Origin of the sequence: Roseovarius sp. B08, assembly GCF_051417955.1 — a bacterium.
Taxonomy (GTDB): Bacteria; Pseudomonadota; Alphaproteobacteria; order Rhodobacterales; family Rhodobacteraceae; genus Roseovarius.
In genome coordinates this window covers 974850-990297 of record NZ_JBPRLW010000001.1, presented here as the reverse complement: position 1 = coordinate 990297, position 15448 = coordinate 974850, and the positions used below count along the sequence as shown (strand labels likewise).

At 64.7% G+C, this 15448-nt stretch carries 14 protein-coding genes and 1 pseudogene; 11 read left to right on the top strand and 4 right to left on the bottom strand.

What is annotated here, in order from left to right:
• Window positions 1–2: 2 nt before the first annotated feature.
• Together cyoE and coxB are read right to left on the bottom strand one after the other, a co-directional pair.
• Window positions 3–950 carry a heme o synthase gene (cyoE, locus tag ACSQ76_RS05020; protein ID WP_437155688.1) on the bottom strand — a complete coding sequence of 316 codons (948 nt, stop codon included), beginning with the start codon at window positions 948–950 and terminating at the stop codon, window positions 3–5.
• 85 nt (window positions 951–1035) lie between these two features.
• Entirely contained in the window at window positions 1036–1935 is a 900-nt protein-coding gene (coxB, locus tag ACSQ76_RS05015) for a cytochrome c oxidase subunit II (RefSeq protein WP_306128131.1), read from the bottom strand.
• Window positions 1936–2130: 195 nt separating this feature from the next.
• Here coxB and tldD point away from each other — a divergent pair, with 195 nt between their 5' ends.
• The 4 genes and pseudogenes from tldD (at window position 2131) to ACSQ76_RS04995 (ending at window position 5740) form a co-directional block, all read left to right on the top strand.
• Entirely contained in the window at window positions 2131–3558 is a 1428-nt protein-coding gene (tldD, locus tag ACSQ76_RS05010) for a metalloprotease TldD (protein WP_437155687.1), read from the top strand.
• Window positions 3559–3611: 53 nt separating this feature from the next.
• Entirely contained in the window at window positions 3612–4430 is an 819-nt protein-coding gene (locus ACSQ76_RS05005) for a class I SAM-dependent methyltransferase (protein ID WP_437155686.1), read from the top strand.
• Between the two features lie 168 nt (window positions 4431–4598).
• Window positions 4599–5398: pseudogene (locus ACSQ76_RS05000) on the top strand (DNA-processing protein DprA); the annotation flags it as partial.
• 27 nt (window positions 5399–5425) lie between these two features.
• On the top strand, window positions 5426–5740 hold the full coding sequence (locus tag ACSQ76_RS04995) for a DNA processing protein DprA (RefSeq protein ID WP_437158161.1): 315 nt from the start codon (window positions 5426–5428) through the stop codon (window positions 5738–5740).
• 7 nt (window positions 5741–5747) lie between these two features.
• Here the strand turns inward: ACSQ76_RS04995 and ACSQ76_RS04990 are convergent, their stop codons facing one another.
• Window positions 5748–6185 (bottom strand): hypothetical protein, encoded by a 438-nt coding sequence (locus ACSQ76_RS04990; RefSeq protein WP_437155685.1) that lies wholly within the window; start codon window positions 6183–6185, stop codon window positions 5748–5750.
• 158 nt (window positions 6186–6343) lie between these two features.
• Between ACSQ76_RS04990 and topA the strand changes: the two genes are divergently transcribed.
• Window positions 6344–8875, top strand: a complete 2532-nt coding sequence (gene topA, locus ACSQ76_RS04985) for a type I DNA topoisomerase (protein WP_437155684.1) — start codon at window positions 6344–6346, stop codon at window positions 8873–8875.
• Between the two features lie 9 nt (window positions 8876–8884).
• On the opposite strand, the gene ACSQ76_RS04980 is transcribed toward topA, so the two are convergent.
• A complete protein-coding gene (locus ACSQ76_RS04980) occupies window positions 8885–9721 on the bottom strand; it encodes a lytic transglycosylase domain-containing protein (RefSeq protein WP_437155683.1) in 837 nt (278 codons plus the stop codon).
• Window positions 9722–10080: 359 nt separating this feature from the next.
• On the opposite strand from ACSQ76_RS04980, the gene ACSQ76_RS04975 reads away from it, so the two are divergent.
• The 6 genes from ACSQ76_RS04975 (at window position 10081) to ACSQ76_RS04950 (ending at window position 15447) form a co-directional block, all read left to right on the top strand.
• Entirely contained in the window at window positions 10081–10272 is a 192-nt protein-coding gene (locus tag ACSQ76_RS04975; RefSeq protein ID WP_437155682.1) for a Flp family type IVb pilin, read from the top strand.
• A gap of 168 nt (window positions 10273–10440) precedes the next feature.
• On the top strand, window positions 10441–10629 hold the full coding sequence (locus tag ACSQ76_RS04970; RefSeq protein WP_437155681.1) for a hypothetical protein: 189 nt from the start codon (window positions 10441–10443) through the stop codon (window positions 10627–10629).
• A gap of 170 nt (window positions 10630–10799) precedes the next feature.
• Window positions 10800–11672: a Flp pilus assembly protein CpaB gene (gene cpaB / locus ACSQ76_RS04965; RefSeq protein WP_437155680.1), complete on the top strand. Its 873-nt coding sequence runs from the start codon at window positions 10800–10802 to the stop codon at window positions 11670–11672.
• Between the two features lie 199 nt (window positions 11673–11871).
• Window positions 11872–13293 carry a type II and III secretion system protein family protein gene (locus tag ACSQ76_RS04960; protein WP_306128140.1) on the top strand — a complete coding sequence of 474 codons (1422 nt, stop codon included), beginning with the start codon at window positions 11872–11874 and terminating at the stop codon, window positions 13291–13293.
• A gap of 14 nt (window positions 13294–13307) precedes the next feature.
• Window positions 13308–13970: an OmpA family protein gene (locus tag ACSQ76_RS04955; protein WP_437155679.1), complete on the top strand. Its 663-nt coding sequence runs from the start codon at window positions 13308–13310 to the stop codon at window positions 13968–13970.
• Window positions 13971–14217: 247 nt separating this feature from the next.
• Window positions 14218–15447, top strand: coding sequence for an AAA family ATPase (locus ACSQ76_RS04950; protein ID WP_437155678.1), 1230 nt, complete (start codon window positions 14218–14220; stop codon window positions 15445–15447).
• Window position 15448 lies beyond the last annotated feature (1 nt).

Below are 15448 nucleotides of genomic sequence, written 5' to 3'. Positions count from 1 at the left end.
GCTTACCACCCTCCCAGGCCGTAAGGCGCCAGAAGCGCCTCGGCGGCAATCGCGCCGAAATGGGCAAAAAGGTACAGCAGCGACGCCTTGAAGAACTTGCGCTCGGCAAGGTACTTGTCGGCTTCCGAGGCGGCCTCGTCCCGGCGCCAGATATCCACGGCGCCCTTGAGGAAGTTCAGGTTCAGCACCACGGCGACGGCGAGGTAGAGCGGCCCGCCCACGCTGGTGAACCCCAGCCCGATGGCGAGTGCGGCGAGCAGCACGGTATAGACGAGGATATGCACGCGGGTCGACCGGCGGCCGTGGGTCACGGTCAGCATCGGCACCTGTGCGTTGTCGTAATCCATCTTGGTGAACAGCGCCAGGGCCCAGAAATGCGGCGGCGTCCACATGAAGGTCAGGCAGAACATCAGCACCGCCTCGACCGAGACCGAGCCGGTGGCCGCGGCCCAGCCGATCATCGGCGGAAAGGCCCCTGCGGCGCCGCCGATCACGATGTTCTGCGGCGTCCAGCGTTTCAGCCACATGGTGTAGATCACGATGTAGAAGAAGATGGTGAAGGCCAGCAGGCCGGCCGCCAGCAGGTTGGTCGCCAGTCCCAGCATCACCACGGCGAAACCCGACAGCGCGATTCCGAAGGCGAATGCCTCGTCCCGTGTCACCTTGCCTGCCGGAATCGGGCGCTTGGCCGTGCGTTTCATCACCGCGTCGATATCGGCGTCCCACCACATGTTGAGCGCGCCCGACGCGCCCCCGCCCACGGCGATGAACAGGATCGCGGCAAAGCCGACCACCGGATGTACCGAAACCGGCGCGGCGATCAGGCCGACGAATGCCGTGAACACGACCAGCGTCATCACCCGCGGCTTCAGGAGCGCGAAGAAATCGCCGAAGGTGGCCTCGTCCTCGAGACCCTGGACCTTGCTGGTGTTGAGACTTGCGTCGCTCATGTCGTCTCCGAAACACGGGACGCGCCCGGGGGCGCATCCTGCGGGGGATGGCATGGGGCGCGCCATGGCGCACCCCGGCTGTCTTTTACTCGGCGGCGGCCAGCTTCACCCGATCGGGAAGCGTCGACGGATCGCCGGCGTATTCCTCGATCGCGCCTTCGAGCCATGTGTCATAGTCTTCCTGGCTGACCACCTTGACCGTGATCGGCATGTAGGCATGCGCCTGGCCGCAAAGCTCGGAACATTGGCCGAAATAGACGCCTTCCTTTTCGGCGGTGAACCAAAGCTGCGCGATCCGGCCGGGAACGGCGTCCTGCTTCACGCCGAAGGCCGGGATGGTCCAGCTGTGGATCACGTCCGCGCCGGTGACCTGCATCACGACCGTCTGGCCCACGGGCACGACGACGGCGGTGTCGGTGGCCAGCAGGAACTCGTCCTCGGAATAGCCGGCCTCTTCCAGCTGCGCGCGCACGTCGTCGGTCAGACGGTTGTCGCCGCCGGTGGCCGGTGCGCCGATCATGTAGCTGTCGAAGGCGAAATCGTGGTCCATGTATTCATAGCCCCAGAACCACTGGTAGCCGGTGACCTTGATGTTGATGTCGCCCTCGGGAATTTCCTGCTGCTTGAACAGCACCGGCAGCGAGAACGCGGCGATGAAGACCAGGATCACGATCGGCACCACTGTCCACGCCACCTCGATCGGCGAGTGGTGGGTAAAGCTGGCCGGGTTCGGGTTGGCCTTCTTGTTGAAGCGCACGATGCAATAGCCCAGCAGCGCACATACGAAAATGGTGATCGCGGCGATGATCACCAGAACCATGCCGTCAAGCCAGTGAAGGTCGCGCGCAAGCTCGGTTGCCGCCGGTTGGAAGCCCGTCGCGCCCGGTTCGGGCTTGCCGATGACCTCGAGGTTGTCCTGTGCCATTGCCGGAAGCGCCGTTGCGGCGGCCGCGACGGACGCCAGAAAGCTGGTGAATTTGCGCATGTTGCACCCTGATCCCGTTAGTTCGGTTTTGTCTTTGCAGAACGTTCCAAGGCGCACGCCATGGAATCCCGTTGTTTCCGGGCCGTAAATAACAATATTCTTACGGGGCGCACAAGGAAATGCGTTGCGGCAAACGGACGCTTATAAAACCGTTAAAATATTGGCGTTTCAGGCGCCGGGAGCAGGAGCAAGCAGATGACATCAGACGTTTTTCGCCCCTTCGAGACCCAGATCGAGCGCGAGGCGGCGCTGGCCAAGCTGCGCGAGGCCGTGGCCGGGGCGGATGACGGCGAGCTCTTCTTTGAGCGTCGTCGCGCGGAATCGCTGGTGTTCGACGATGGCCGGGTCAAGACCGCTTCCTACGACGCGGGCCAAGGGTTCGGACTGCGCGCCGTGCGGGGCGAGGTGGCAGGCTATGCCCATTCGTCCGAGATTTCCGAGGCCGCAATGGGCCGCGCCGTCGAGACCGCCCGGCTTGCCGTGGGCGAGGGCGGCGGCACGATGGCCGACGCCCCTGCGGCCACCAACCGGCGGCTCTATTCCGACGCCGACCCCATTGCCGGGCATGAGTTTCCCGTCAAGCTCGACACCCTGCGCGAGATCGACGCCTACCTGCGCGACATGGACCCGCGCGTGGTGCAGGTGACCGCCACCATCGCCGCGTCCCTGCAAGAGGTCGTGATCCTGCGCGCCGACGGTCACGAGGTCTCCGACACCCGCCCCATGACGCGCCTCAATATAAGTGTCATCGTCGAAAAGGACGGCCGCCGCGAAACCGGTAGCGTCGGCGGCGGCGGGCGCGTCATGCTCGACGGGCTGATCGCACCCGAAGACTGGCAGGCCAAGGCGCGCGAGGCGCTGCGCGTGGCACTGGTCAACCTTGAGGCCGAGGCGGCGCCGGCGGGCGTGATGGACGTGGTCCTCGGCCCCGGCTGGCCCGGCATCCTGCTGCACGAGGCCATCGGCCACGGGCTGGAGGGCGATTTCAACCGCAAGGGCAGTTCCGCCTTCGCCGGCCTGATGGGCCAGCGCATCGCCGCTCCCGGCGTCACCGTGCTGGATGACGGCACCATCCCCGACCGCCGCGGCAGCATCACCGTCGATGACGAGGGCACGCCCTCGGGCAAGAACGTCCTGATCGAGGACGGCATCCTCGTGGGTTACATGCAGGACCGCCAGAACGCCCGCCTGATGGGGGTCGAGGCGACCGGCAACGGGCGTCGCCAAAGCTATGCCCACGCGCCCATGCCGCGCATGACCAACACCTACATGCTGGGCGGCGACGCCACGCGGGACGAGATCGTGGCGGACCTCAAGGACGGGATCTATGCCGTGGGCTTCGGCGGCGGGCAGGTCGACATCACCAACGGCAAGTTCGTCTTTTCCTGCACCGAGGCCTACCGCGTGAAGAACGGCAAGATCGGCGCGCCGGTCAAGGGCGCCACCCTGATCGGCGACGGTGCGACCGCGCTGCAACAGATCCGGGCGCTTGGCAACGACATGGCGCTCGACCCCGGCATGGGCAATTGCGGCAAGCAGGGTCAATGGGTGCCCGTGGGCGTGGGCCAGCCCACCGTGATGATCGGCGGGCTGACCGTGGGCGGCTCGCAGGCGGGGAGTTGAGCGACGCGTCCGCGAAACGCCGCGCGACACAAGCTCCAGGGGGCCGCAATAAAATGACCGACCCGACCGGAAATCTCGACACCGACGCCCTCCGCGCTTTCGGCAAGGACGTCGATTTCGGCCGCACCGCCAGCGATTACGCCACCCATCGCGCCGGCTTCCCGCCTGCCTTTTTCGAGCTTCTGACACAGCGCGGCTGGGCCGGCCCCGGCCAGACCGCCGTCGATCTGGGCTGCGGCACCGGCACCGTCGCGCGCGGGCTGGCGGCGCTTGGGCTCGAGGTCACAGCCATCGACCCCGCGCAGCCGCTGCTCGACGAAGCCGTGAAACTCGACACGGCTGCGGGCGTCGAAATCACCTACAAGACAGGCACGGCCGAGGCGACGGGCCTTGCGTGCGGCGTGGCCGATCTCGTCACGGCTGGGCAATGCTGGCACTGGTTCGACCGATCCGCCGCCGCAGCAGAGGTCGCGCGGCTGCTGCGCCCCGGCGGGCGGGCGGTGATCGCCCATTTCGACTGGCTCCCCTTGCAAGGCAACGTGGTGGCGGCGACCGAGGCGCTGATCCTGCGCCACAATCCCGACTGGGCCGGCGCGCACGGCAGCGGGATCTATCCGGCATGGCTGACCGATCTCGCGCAGGCGGGCTTCACCGCGCTGGAGTCGGCCTCGTTCGACCTCTGCCAGCGCTACACGCACGCCGCCTGGCGCGGGCGCATCCGGGCCAGCGCCGGCGTCGCCGCCTCGCTCGACGCCGCGGCGACCGCGCGATTCGATGCCGACCTCGCCGCGCTCCTGGAACGAGACTTCCCGGGCGATCCCATGGCGGTTCCGCATCGGGTCTGGCTGGCCACCGGCGTGCGGGGCACCTGAAACACGTCCGTTGCCGGTGTCCTGCGGACCCTGCGCAGCAGCCCGAAACCCCATGGCAAAAGCGTCTTTCCGCCCCGCGATCGGAATTTCTTCAGACGATAAGGGTTTGGTTTACTCCCTATTAACCAACCGCGCGTATCACTGAGGCTGCAATCAGGCGAAGTCACGATGTCCGAGGAACTACATCCTTCCACTCACCCCCAACTCCCACCCACCACGGAAGATGATCGGGTAGCGTGGCTTCGTCTGTTGCGTTCCCGCCGGGTCGGGCCGGCGACGTTTCACAGGCTGATGAACGAACATGGCAGCGCCCAAGCCGCGCTCGAGGCCCTGCCCGAAGTCGCCCGTGCGGCCGGGGTAGAGAACTATGAGCCCTGCCCCGTCGGCGTGGTCGAGGCCGAGTTGAAGGCCGGCGCCGCCATCGGCGCCCGGTTGATCTTCATGGGCGCACCCGATTATCCCCCCCTGCTGGCGGACAACTCCGACGCACCGCCCTTCCTGTGGGCCATCGGACAGGGTGCGCATCTGCTCGACCGGCCCATGGTGGCGCTCGTCGGCGCCCGCAACGCCTCGTCGCTGGGCCTGCGCATGGCCAAGGCGCTGGCGGGCGTGCTGTCGGAACAGGGGCATGTCGTTGTCTCCGGCCTCGCTCGCGGGATCGACGCGGCCGGGCATCTGGCATCGCTCGACCACGGCACGGTCGCCGTTGTCGCGGGCGGCGTCGACGTGAAGTATCCCGCCGAGAACACCAAGCTGGCCGAGGATATCGCTGTCACCGGCCTGCGCCTGTCCGAACACCCCCCGGGATGGTTCCGCAGGCGCGTCACTTTCCGGCCCGCAACCGTATCATCAGCGGGCTGGTTCGGGCCGTCGTCGTGGTCGAGGCCGCGGCGAAATCCGGCTCGCTGATCACCGCGCGCACCGCGCTCGACCAGGGGCGCGACGTGCTGGCGGTGCCGGGTCACCCGTTCGATGCGCGCGCCGCGGGCTGCAACATGCTGATCCGCGACGGTGCCACGCTGGTGCGCAATGCCGACGATGTGCTGGCCGCCCTGCCGGCCCCGTCACAACCCGTCCCGCCCCCACAACCGGAACTGCGCCTCGCGCCGCCGCCCGAAAAGCGCAGCCTGGCCGAAACCGCCCGGCTACATACCGACATACTGAACCGTCTCGGCCCGGCACCGCTGGCCGAGGACCAGCTGATCCGCGACCTCTCCGCGCCCGCCGCTCAGGTTTCGCCCGCGCTCACCGATCTGGAGGTCACCGGCAAGATCACGCGCCATCCCGGCGGCCTCGTCTCCCGGACCTGATGCAGCCTCAGTCAAAGGGCGCACAGGCCCCCGGCGTCACCGCGCGATACTCCCTGCACAATGGCTCCCACGACCACCACGCGTCGGTCGCGCCGAAGCTGTAATGCACCGCGACCCAGGTATCGCCCGATTTCTTGTAGAGAACGAAAATCTCCGAAATGTCGAAGCTGCCATCCTCCTCGCCGCGCGCCACGGCGGGCGTTTGCCTCGGGTCGATCGCCCCTCCGCCCGGACGCTGCGCCTTCAGCCCGGCAAAGGCCACGTTTCCCTCGCGGCGCAGGTCATGCACCACAAACTGCACCGGCGCGCCCAGTTTCCACTCGGCGATGGGCCTAATCGCATCCATCAATGCACCGCGCGTCGCGCTGCCCCGCGCCGGCTCCTCCCACGCGGCGGCGGACCCTGCCAGCATCACGAGCAGCATGGTGAAAAGGGATCTCGGCATGACATCCTCCGTCGCTGCATCCACATAACGCCGTCCTGCCGGGATGAACAAGCCCCGGGATACCCCGCATTGACAATCCCCATTGAGACACCACATGTTGCGCCGCCATGGGGCCGGGCCGAGTCGCCTGCCCCGTTTTTCAGACCACAGGAGTGTTCATGCCAGTCGTTGTTGTCGAATCCCCGGCCAAGGCCAAGACGATCAACAAGTATCTGGGCAAGGACTATACCGTGCTGGCCTCCTACGGCCACGTGCGCGACCTGCCGGCCAAGAACGGCTCGGTCGATCCCGACCAGGATTTCGAGATGACCTGGGAGGTCGGCAATGACAGCAAGAAACACATCAAGGCCATCGCCGACGCGCTGAAGGATGACAATTCGCTGATCCTCGCCACCGACCCCGACCGCGAGGGCGAGGCGATCAGCTGGCACCTGGAAGAGGCGTTGCGCAAGCGCCGCGCCATCAAGAAGGACACCGACGTCAAGCGCGTGGTGTTCAACGCCATCACCAAGACCGCCGTCACCGAGGCGATGCAGAACCCGCGCGAGGTGGACGCGCCGCTGGTCGAGGCCTATCTCGCCCGCCGCGCGCTCGATTACCTCGTGGGCTTCAACCTGTCGCCGGTGCTCTGGCGCAAGCTGCCCGGCGCGCGCAGCGCGGGGCGGGTGCAATCGGTCTGCCTGCGACTGATCGTCGAGCGCGAGATGGAGATCGAGGCGTTCAACCCGCGCGAATACTGGAGCGTGAAGGCACTTCTGACCACGCCCCGGGGCCAGGAGTTCGAGGCGCGGCTGGTCAGCCTCGCCGGGGACAAGCTGGACAAGTACGACCTGGAAAATGCCACGCAGGCCGAAATGGCTCAGCAGGCCGTCGAGAGCCGCGACCTGACGGTCACGAGCGTCGAAGCCAAGCCCGGCAGCCGCAACCCCAGCCCGCCTTTCATGACCTCCACCCTGCAACAGGAAGCCAGCCGCAAGTTCGGCATGGGCGCCCGGCAATGCATGAGCGCGGCCCAGCGCCTGTATGAGGCCGGACACATTACGTATATGCGGACAGACGGGATCGACATGGCCCCCGAGGCCGTCGAGGCCGCCCGCGATGCCATCGGCGAGCGCTTCGGCAAGGAATACGTGCCGTCCTCCCCGCGCATCTACAAGAACAAGGCCAAGAACGCGCAGGAAGCGCACGAATGCATCCGCCCCACCGAAATGACGCGGGACGTCGACAGCCTGAAGCTCAGCGAGCCCGACCAGCGCAAGCTGTATGACCTGATCTGGAAGCGCACGCTGGCCTGCCAGATGGAAGGCGCGCGGCTGGAACGGACCACCGTCGAGATCGGCAGCCGCGACGGTCAGGTCGGCCTGCGCGCCACGGGCCAGGTCGTGCTGTTCGACGGATTCCTGCGGGTCTACGAGGAAGGCCGTGACGATGCGGTCGTCGATGATGACGACAAGCGCCTGCCGCAGATGTCCGAAGGCGACAAGACCGACAAGCGCTCGGTCACCCCCGAACAGCATTTCACCCAGCCCCCGCCCCGCTATACCGAGGCGACGCTGGTCAAGCAGATGGAAGAGCTCGGGATAGGCCGCCCCTCGACCTATGCCAGCATCGTCACCACCATCCAGGAGCGTGAATATGTCCGCAAGGACAAGAACCGCCTGATCCCCGAGGACAAGGGCCGGATCGTCACGATCTTCCTGCTCAACTTCTTCCGCAAATACGTGGGGTACGAATTCACCGCCAACCTCGAAGAAGAGCTGGACGTGATTTCGGCCGGCGACGCCAACTATAAAAAGGTGCTGGCGGATTTCTGGCGCGATTTCCACACCGCGGTCGAGGAAGCCTCCGAGCTGCGCATCGCCGAGGTGCTCGACAAGCTGGACGAGGTTCTGGCCCCGCAACTCTATCCCCCGCGCGAGGACGGATCCGATCCGCGCATCTGTCCCAAATGCGGCGAGGGGCGCCTGCACCTCAAGACCTCGCGCACCGGCGGCTTCGTCGGCTGCGGCAACTATCCCGAATGCACCTATACCCGCCCCATCGCCGGCGAGGGCGCCGAGGGCGACGAGCGTCTGCTGGGCGAGGATCAGGGCGACGAGATCTGGCTGAAGTCCGGCCGCTTCGGCCCTTACGTGCAGCGCGGCGAACCCACGCCCGAAAACAAGAAGCCGCCCCGCGCCTCCCTGCCCAAGGGCTGGGACAAGGACGACATGACGCTGGAAAAGGCGCTGACCCTGCTCAGCCTGCCGCGGATCGTCGGCACCCATCCAGATGGCGGCGAGGTCAAATCCAACTTCGGCCGCTTCGGGCCCTACGTGATGCACCAGGCCGAGGACGAGGCCAAGCCGGTCTATGTGAACCTCAAGGATCCCGCCGACGTGTTCGAGATCGGCATGAACCGCGCGGTGGAGCTTTTGGCCGAGAAACGCACCAACCCGGGGCGCGGACGCGGGCGCACCGCCGCCAAGCCGCTCCGGGAACTGGGTGAACACCCCGAGGGCGGCGGGCCGGTCAATGTCATGGAAGGCCGTTATGGCCCCTACGTGAAGTGGGAAAAGGTCAACGCCACCCTGCCCAAGGACGTGGAGCCGGCGAACGTGACGATGGAAATGGCGGTGGAGCTCATTGCCGAAAAGGCCGCGAAAAAGGGCACGAAGAAGGGAACGGGCCGCGCCAGGAAGAAGGCGTGACGCCCGTCCTCAGTACGACGCCAGCGTCAGCGCACAGGCATCGGTGATAAGCTCCGGGCGGGTCTTGCACAGCCCGCTGGCCACCTGGAACGCGGCCAGCACCTTGGGCACGTAGTCGCGGGTTTCGGCATAGGGCGGCACGCCTTCGTGCTTCTTCACCGCGTTCTCACCCGCGTTGTAGCCCGCCAGCGCCAGCACCGCGTCGCCGCGGAATTCCTTCATCAGCCAGTCAAGGTAGGCTACACCGCCCTTGATGTTCTGCGCCGCCTGCATCGAGTCGCTGACGCCGAAGCGTTGCGCCGTGGCCGGGATCAGTTGCATCAGCCCCTGCGCCCCGGCGCCGCTGACGGCATCCGTACGTCCGCCCGACTCGACCGAGATCACCGCCAGCACCAGCGCCGGTGACACCTCGGTGCCGATCGTGGCGCGCAGGATGTCGGCGCCGTGGGTACGAGCGATCTCCTGCATGTGCTGCAATCGCGGCCCCTTGACCGATGTGCCGCCCGGCCCGTCACGCAGGTTCTCGAACGCCAGGCGCAGCCGGTCCGGCCCGCTGGTCTTGTCGTCCGTCGGCACTTTCGTCCAGAACCAGCCATAGGCGGCGGTCACGCTCGGCACCACCGGAATGTCGGCGGTCTTGTCGTCGCCGTCCTTGGTTTTGCCGGCGGGTTTCAGATGCGCCTGGTCCTCGGGGTCGATCTGGACCGTGATCAGCTTGCCACCGCCTTTCTTGGGCGGCTTGCCTTTCTTGAACGTGAACTCGGGAAACGGAGGCGGATCGCCGGCGTGAACGGGGAGTGCACACGCCAGGCACACGCCCAGGGCGAGAAGTCGTTTGAATCGCATGTTCGGGCCTGCTCTGCCTCGATTGGTTTTTTGCCAGTATGCCACCAATCGTGCGATTTGCCCACAATTGTCGTGGCTTGCGACACGGCAAAACCAGGATTTTGTGGCCGGTCATCCCCTTCAAAGCCTTTATTCAAAAAAATTTACTCATTTATATCTGTCAAAATCAAACGCTTAGCTAAGACACTGCAGAAAAAGTTAATAAGTTCCAAAATCGCGCGAAAGCGGCCTAAATCTTGCCGGATTCGGACGGCTATATGCTCCCCATACCGCAACGCAGCGGGCCAAAGAGAGAGGCGGCCCACTCACCTGCTAACGGTTGTAACCTGAATTAAACTGATCCTTTGGAGGGACCAACCATGATCAAATTCATCAAAAATTTCCGCAATGACGAAGACGGTGCCGTGACGGTTGACTGGGTCGTTCTGACCGCAGCTGTCGTGGGCCTGGGCGTTGCCGGCGTTGCCACCGTTTCCGGCGGTGTGAACACGCTGGCCACCGCGATCAGCGATGGCGTCGAGGGCCAAGATGTTGGCACCGGCGGCACGTAAGCGGCACGCGACAAGTCAACCTCGTGACTTGCAAAGCGCCGCGTACCTTTCGGTATGCGGCGTTTTCTTTTGGATTAAAGGATTCAGGCGAAATCGCCAATCTTGAGCCTAATAAAGGTCACATTCACCAAGCATAAAAAACCGGTGAGAAACCTGATGAGGTCTGAAATGTTGAAGATGCTGAAGCACTTCTCAAAGTCGGAGGACGGCGCAGTAGCCGTGGACTGGGTGGTTCTGACCGCAGCCATCGTGGGCGTGGCAGCTGGTGCAATTCAAACAATTGGCTCTGCCAATGAAGCCTTGGGGACGTCTGTTTCCACGACGGTCGCCGAGCAGAATGTCGGAATCGCCGATTAAGGTCGAAGCGCGCGCACCTTTCAAGCAAGCGCGCGTCGGCAATTCTTGGTCGTCCATCCCTTGGGTTGGAAGAACCACGGTCGATGCTCGTCCGGCCCTAGGGGCGGAGCAAAGATCAAGAAAGGCGCTTCACGCGCCCCGTGAGCAGTAGAAATTTGAAAGGACACGCCATGCGTTTGGTGTTTGGACTTGTACTCATTCTCGGCCTCGGGCTGGCAGGCTTTGCCGTCTACATGGCCAAGAATTACATCCAGGGCTACCAGGCCCAGCTTGAACAGGAGCGCGCCAAGAGTGCGCCCGCCTTCGAAACGGTCGAAGTCTACGTTGCCAAGCAGAAGCTGGAATATGGCCAGCGCCTGCTGATGGATCACGTGTCGCTGGTGGCCTATCCGGCCGGGTCGCTGCCAGAAGGCACCTATTCCACCGAGGAAGAGCTGTTTCCCGAGGGCAAGAACGAGCCGCGGACGGTGCTGCGCACGATGGAACCGATGGAAGCGATCCTTGAGGCCAAGGTCACCGGACCGGGCGAAGACGCCGGCATCACCTCGCAGCTCGAGCGCGGCATGCGCGCCTTTGCCATCGAGGTGGACGTGTCCAGCGGCGTGTCGGGTTTTCTGCGACCCGGTGACCGCGTGGACGTCTACTGGACCGGCAGAGCCGGCACGGCACAGGCCGTCGACGGTCGTCGCGGTGGCAGCGAAGTGACCAAGCTGATCGAGACCGGCGTGCGACTGATCGCGGTCGACCAGGTGGCCAATGGCGACACGACCGAGGCGATCATCGCCCGCACCGTTACAGTGGCCATCAAGCCGCAGCAGGTCGCATCCCTCGCCCAGGCCCAATCCACCGGCAGCCTGTCGCTGTCGCTGGTCGGCGCCGACGACGAAACCGTGGCCGAGGCGATCGAGGTTGACCAGAACATGCTGTTGGGCATCGAGCAGGCCGCCGCCCCCGCGCCGCAGGTTCAGGAAGAGATCTGCACGATCAAGACCCGCCGCGGCGGCGAGGTGATCGCGACGCCGATCCCCTGCGCAACCAACTGATCCACACAACATTTTGTGTTCACGAGGCGCCCCCACCACAGGGCGCCTCGTTTCATTCCGGCAACTGTCCCCCAAAATCCACACCAATTGCGCGTCAAAAGGTGTTGATTCTTGAAAAAATTTTCGAGTTGGCCCACAGTTCCCGCAATTCTGGGCGAAAAGACCCGATAAATGAGGCGTGATCGGAAAGGCAGGTCACATGAAAAATTCGAGCGTGTTCAAGGCTGCCCTTGTAGGGCTGGCTTTTATATTTTCTCCTGTGGCCGAGATGGCGATGGCGGAAAACATCACGGTGATCCGCAAGGGCGCGAACCGTGATCTCAGCATTCCGATGAACCGGGCGGTCGTCATCGAAAGTGACGTCCCCTTCGCGGAGCTGAGCATCGCCAACCCTTCCATCGCGGACTTTTCGACCCTGTCGGATCGCACCGTCTACGTGCTGGGCAAGGCGCCCGGGCGCACCACCCTGACCCTTCTGGATGCCACCGGCCGGCTGATCACGAACGTAGAGGTTCATGTCAGCCCCGACATCTCGGAGTTCAAGGAACGGCTGCAACAGATCATGCCCGGCGAAAAAATCGAGGTCCGGTCCGCCAATGACGGCATCGTGCTGTCGGGTACCGTGACCAGCGCCAGCAAGATGGACCGCGCGCTGGAACTGGCCAACCGCTACGCGCCCGAGCGCGTGTCGAACCTGATGTCGGTCTCGGGCAAGCAGCAGGTGATGCTGAAGGTCCGCTTTGCCGAGATGCAGCGCACCGTGTCCAAGGCGCTTGGTACGTCGCTTTCGCTGGATGCCCGCTCGGCCGGCAGCGCCGGGTTCATCGGCGGTACCGGCACGACCAACACCCAGGGCGGCGTCCTGGGCACGCTGGCAGGCGCCATCCCGACTGTTCAGAACAATTTCGGCGCGCTGGCCATCGGCTTCGACATCGGCTCGACCGAGGTTGGTATCCTTCTGGAAGCCTTGGAAGAAAAGGGTGTCGTGCGCACCCTGGCGGAACCCAACCTGACCGCCCTTTCGGGGCAGGAGGCAAAGTTCCTCGCCGGTGGCGAATTCCCGATCCCGGTGGCGCAGGAAAACGGCACCACGACGATCGAATTCAAGCCCTTCGGCGTCGAGCTCAACTTCACCCCGCGCGTGCTGGATGACGAGGTCATCAACCTGGAGATGGCCGCCGCCGTCTCCTCGCTCGACCCCGCCAACGGGATCACCGCCGACGGTCTGAACGTGGCCGCCTTCCGCCGCCGCGACGCCTCGACCACCGTGGTGATGCGCGACGGACAGAGCTTTGCCATCGCCGGCCTGCTTCAGGATGATTTCCGCGACAACGCGGGCCAGATCCCGTGGCTGGGCGACATCCCGATCCTGGGCGCGCTTTTCCGCAGCGCGGAATACGAACGCGCCCAGACCGAGCTGGTGATCATCGTCACCGCGCATCTTGTGACCCCGACCAGCGGCACGGTCCTGGCCCTGCCGACCGACCGGGTCAAGCTGCCGACCGAAAAAGACCTGTTCCTGAACGGCCGCGTGGCCAAGGACGTGCGCCAGTCGCGCGGATCCGCCGGCGAAGTCGCCCGGCAGGATTTCAACGGGTCCTACGGCTACGTGATGGACTGAGGAGAGGCCAGGTCATGAAAAAATTCCTGATAACAGCATCGGTCCTAGCCCTTGCCGGGTGTTCCCAGCAGGGCCAGGTCTACAAGTCCTACTTCGGCGAAGCCGGCGGGTTGGTGGATGGCGGTAACTTCGGCAACGCCACGGTCCACAATCAGTTGGTGATGCGCGGCGAGAAAGGCTATGTCTACGACCTTGCCAACCGCTTCTCGAACGAGGTTCTGAGCACGGTCAACTTTGCCTTCAACAGCGCCCAGCTGGACGCCGGGGCCCGCGACACGCTGAACGAACAGGCGCGCTGGATCAAGCAGTTCCCCGAGGTCCGTTTCCGGGTCTACGGCCACACCGACCTTGTCGGCTCGGCCGGGTACAACAAGAGCCTTGGACAGCAGCGCGCCAACGCGGTCGTCAACTACCTCGTGTCCCACGGCATCAGCCGCAGCCGGCTGGAGGCAGTCGTTTCCTTTGGCGAAACCCAGCCGCTGGTCGTGACGCAGGGCCGCGAACGCCGCAACCGCCGCACCGTGACCGAGGTGACCGGCTTTGTCGCGTCGCATCCCATCGTGATGGACGGCAAGTATGCCGAGGTGGTCTACCGTGAATACATCGCCAGCGCCGAGCCCCGCTCGACCCTGATCATGGTCGAAGAGGGTGGCGAGATCACCAGCGGCGAGGAATGAACTGATTTCTCCCTGTCCGGCCACAGGCCGGGCCACCTGAAGAACCCGCCCGAAACAATCTGTTGGGCGGGTTTTTTTTGTCGCGAGATATCGCACAATTACGATCTTTTGGCCCAATTATCGACAATATTTTCCAGCAGTTTCCACGCATGGCAATGGGCCCCCTGCGTGCATTCGCAAGGCCCCTCAGCCAATGAAATAACGGTTTCCGACGCATCGACGTCGCAACAATCATGGGGCCGACAAGATGAGTAGTGTGCAAAAACAACCCGAGTCCAGTCCGATCACGGCCTGTACCATCAGCCGTGACGTGCAAGATTTCGACTTGTTGATCGAGGACATGGAAACCGCACTGGGCGAGGCCTGGGGCGATCTGGGCTTTGCCGAGGCGCTGGCTTTCTTCAACCAGCCCGAGGCCGACGGTCTTGAATTCGTGGCGCTGGCCATCGACGCCAGCGACGAGGACGAGATCGGCCTGCTCAGCGAAATCATCACCATGGCCAAGGCGCGCGGGATCAAGGTGATCCTCATCGCCGAGGATGTCAGCCCGGCGTCGCTGCACCAGCTTTTGCGCCAGGGCGCGGACGAGTTTGTCCCCTACCCTCTGCCCGAAAACGAGTTGCAGGCCGCAATCGACCGGCTGGATCGCGCCGAGGTGCCCGCTGCCGCCGCCCCGTTCGACGCGTCCAGCTCGCGGGGCGACGGTGTGCTGCTTGCGGTCCAGGGCCTGGCCGGCGGGACCGGCGCCACGACCCTGGCGGTGAACCTTGGCTGGGAACTGGCCTCGGTCAGCAAGACCGACGCACCGCGCGTCTGCATTCTGGACCTCGGACTGCAGACCGGCTCGGTCGCAACCTATCTCGACCTGCCGCGCAAGGACGTCGTCTACGAGATGTGGGCCGACACCGATTCGATGGACGAGGATATCTTCAAGCAGGCGCTGGTCACCTTCGAGGACAAGATGTGGGTGCTGACCGCGCCGACCGATATCCTGCCACTCGACATGATCACCCCCGAGGACGTGCAGCGCGTGCTCGATTTCGCGCGCGCCAAGTTCGACTATGTCATCGTCGACATGCCCAGCACGCTGGTCCAGTGGACCGAAACGGTGCTGCATTCCGCGCAGATCTATTTCACCACGCTCGAGCTTGACATGCGCTCGGCCCAGAACGCGCTGCGCCTGAAACGCGCGCTGCGCTCCGAGGACCTGCCGATCGAGAAACTGCGCTTTTGCCTGAACCGCGCGCCCAAGTTCACCGACCTCAACGGCAAGAGCCGCGTCAAACGCCTGGCCGAAAGCCTTGAAATCAGCATCGAGGTGCAGCTGCCCGACGGAGGCAAACCGGTGATGCAGGCGGGCGACCACGGCACCCCGCTGGCCAGCGCCGCCGGCAAGAACCCGCTGCGCAAGGAAATCGCCAAACTGGCGGTCTCGCTGCACGCGCTTGGTCAAAGCGACGCCGAGCAAGCCGCATAAA

Excerpts from the sequence above, each read along its gene's own strand:
- ACSQ76_RS04990 (WP_437155685.1), bottom strand. The coding sequence starts at position 6,185 with ATGCCGAGATCCCTTTTCACCATGCTGCTCGTGATGCTGGCAGGGTCC.
- cpaB (WP_437155680.1), top strand. The coding sequence starts at position 10,800 with ATGCGTTTGGTGTTTGGACTTGTACTCATTCTCGGCCTCGGGCTGGCA.
- ACSQ76_RS04950 (WP_437155678.1), top strand. The coding sequence starts at position 14,218 with ATGAGTAGTGTGCAAAAACAACCCGAGTCCAGTCCGATCACGGCCTGT.
- ACSQ76_RS04980 (WP_437155683.1), bottom strand. The coding sequence starts at position 9,721 with ATGCGATTCAAACGACTTCTCGCCCTGGGCGTGTGCCTGGCGTGTGCA.
- ACSQ76_RS04955 (WP_437155679.1), top strand. The coding sequence starts at position 13,308 with ATGAAAAAATTCCTGATAACAGCATCGGTCCTAGCCCTTGCCGGGTGT.
- ACSQ76_RS04995 (WP_437158161.1), top strand. The coding sequence starts at position 5,426 with ATGCTGATCCGCGACGGTGCCACGCTGGTGCGCAATGCCGACGATGTG.
- topA (WP_437155684.1), top strand. The coding sequence starts at position 6,344 with ATGCCAGTCGTTGTTGTCGAATCCCCGGCCAAGGCCAAGACGATCAAC.
- ACSQ76_RS04960 (WP_306128140.1), top strand. The coding sequence starts at position 11,872 with ATGAAAAATTCGAGCGTGTTCAAGGCTGCCCTTGTAGGGCTGGCTTTT.
- coxB (WP_306128131.1), bottom strand. The coding sequence starts at position 1,935 with ATGCGCAAATTCACCAGCTTTCTGGCGTCCGTCGCGGCCGCCGCAACG.
- ACSQ76_RS04975 (WP_437155682.1), top strand. The coding sequence starts at position 10,081 with ATGATCAAATTCATCAAAAATTTCCGCAATGACGAAGACGGTGCCGTG.
- ACSQ76_RS05005 (WP_437155686.1), top strand. The coding sequence starts at position 3,612 with ATGACCGACCCGACCGGAAATCTCGACACCGACGCCCTCCGCGCTTTC.
- tldD (WP_437155687.1), top strand. The coding sequence starts at position 2,131 with ATGACATCAGACGTTTTTCGCCCCTTCGAGACCCAGATCGAGCGCGAG.
- ACSQ76_RS04970 (WP_437155681.1), top strand. The coding sequence starts at position 10,441 with ATGTTGAAGATGCTGAAGCACTTCTCAAAGTCGGAGGACGGCGCAGTA.
- cyoE (WP_437155688.1), bottom strand. The coding sequence starts at position 950 with ATGAGCGACGCAAGTCTCAACACCAGCAAGGTCCAGGGTCTCGAGGAC.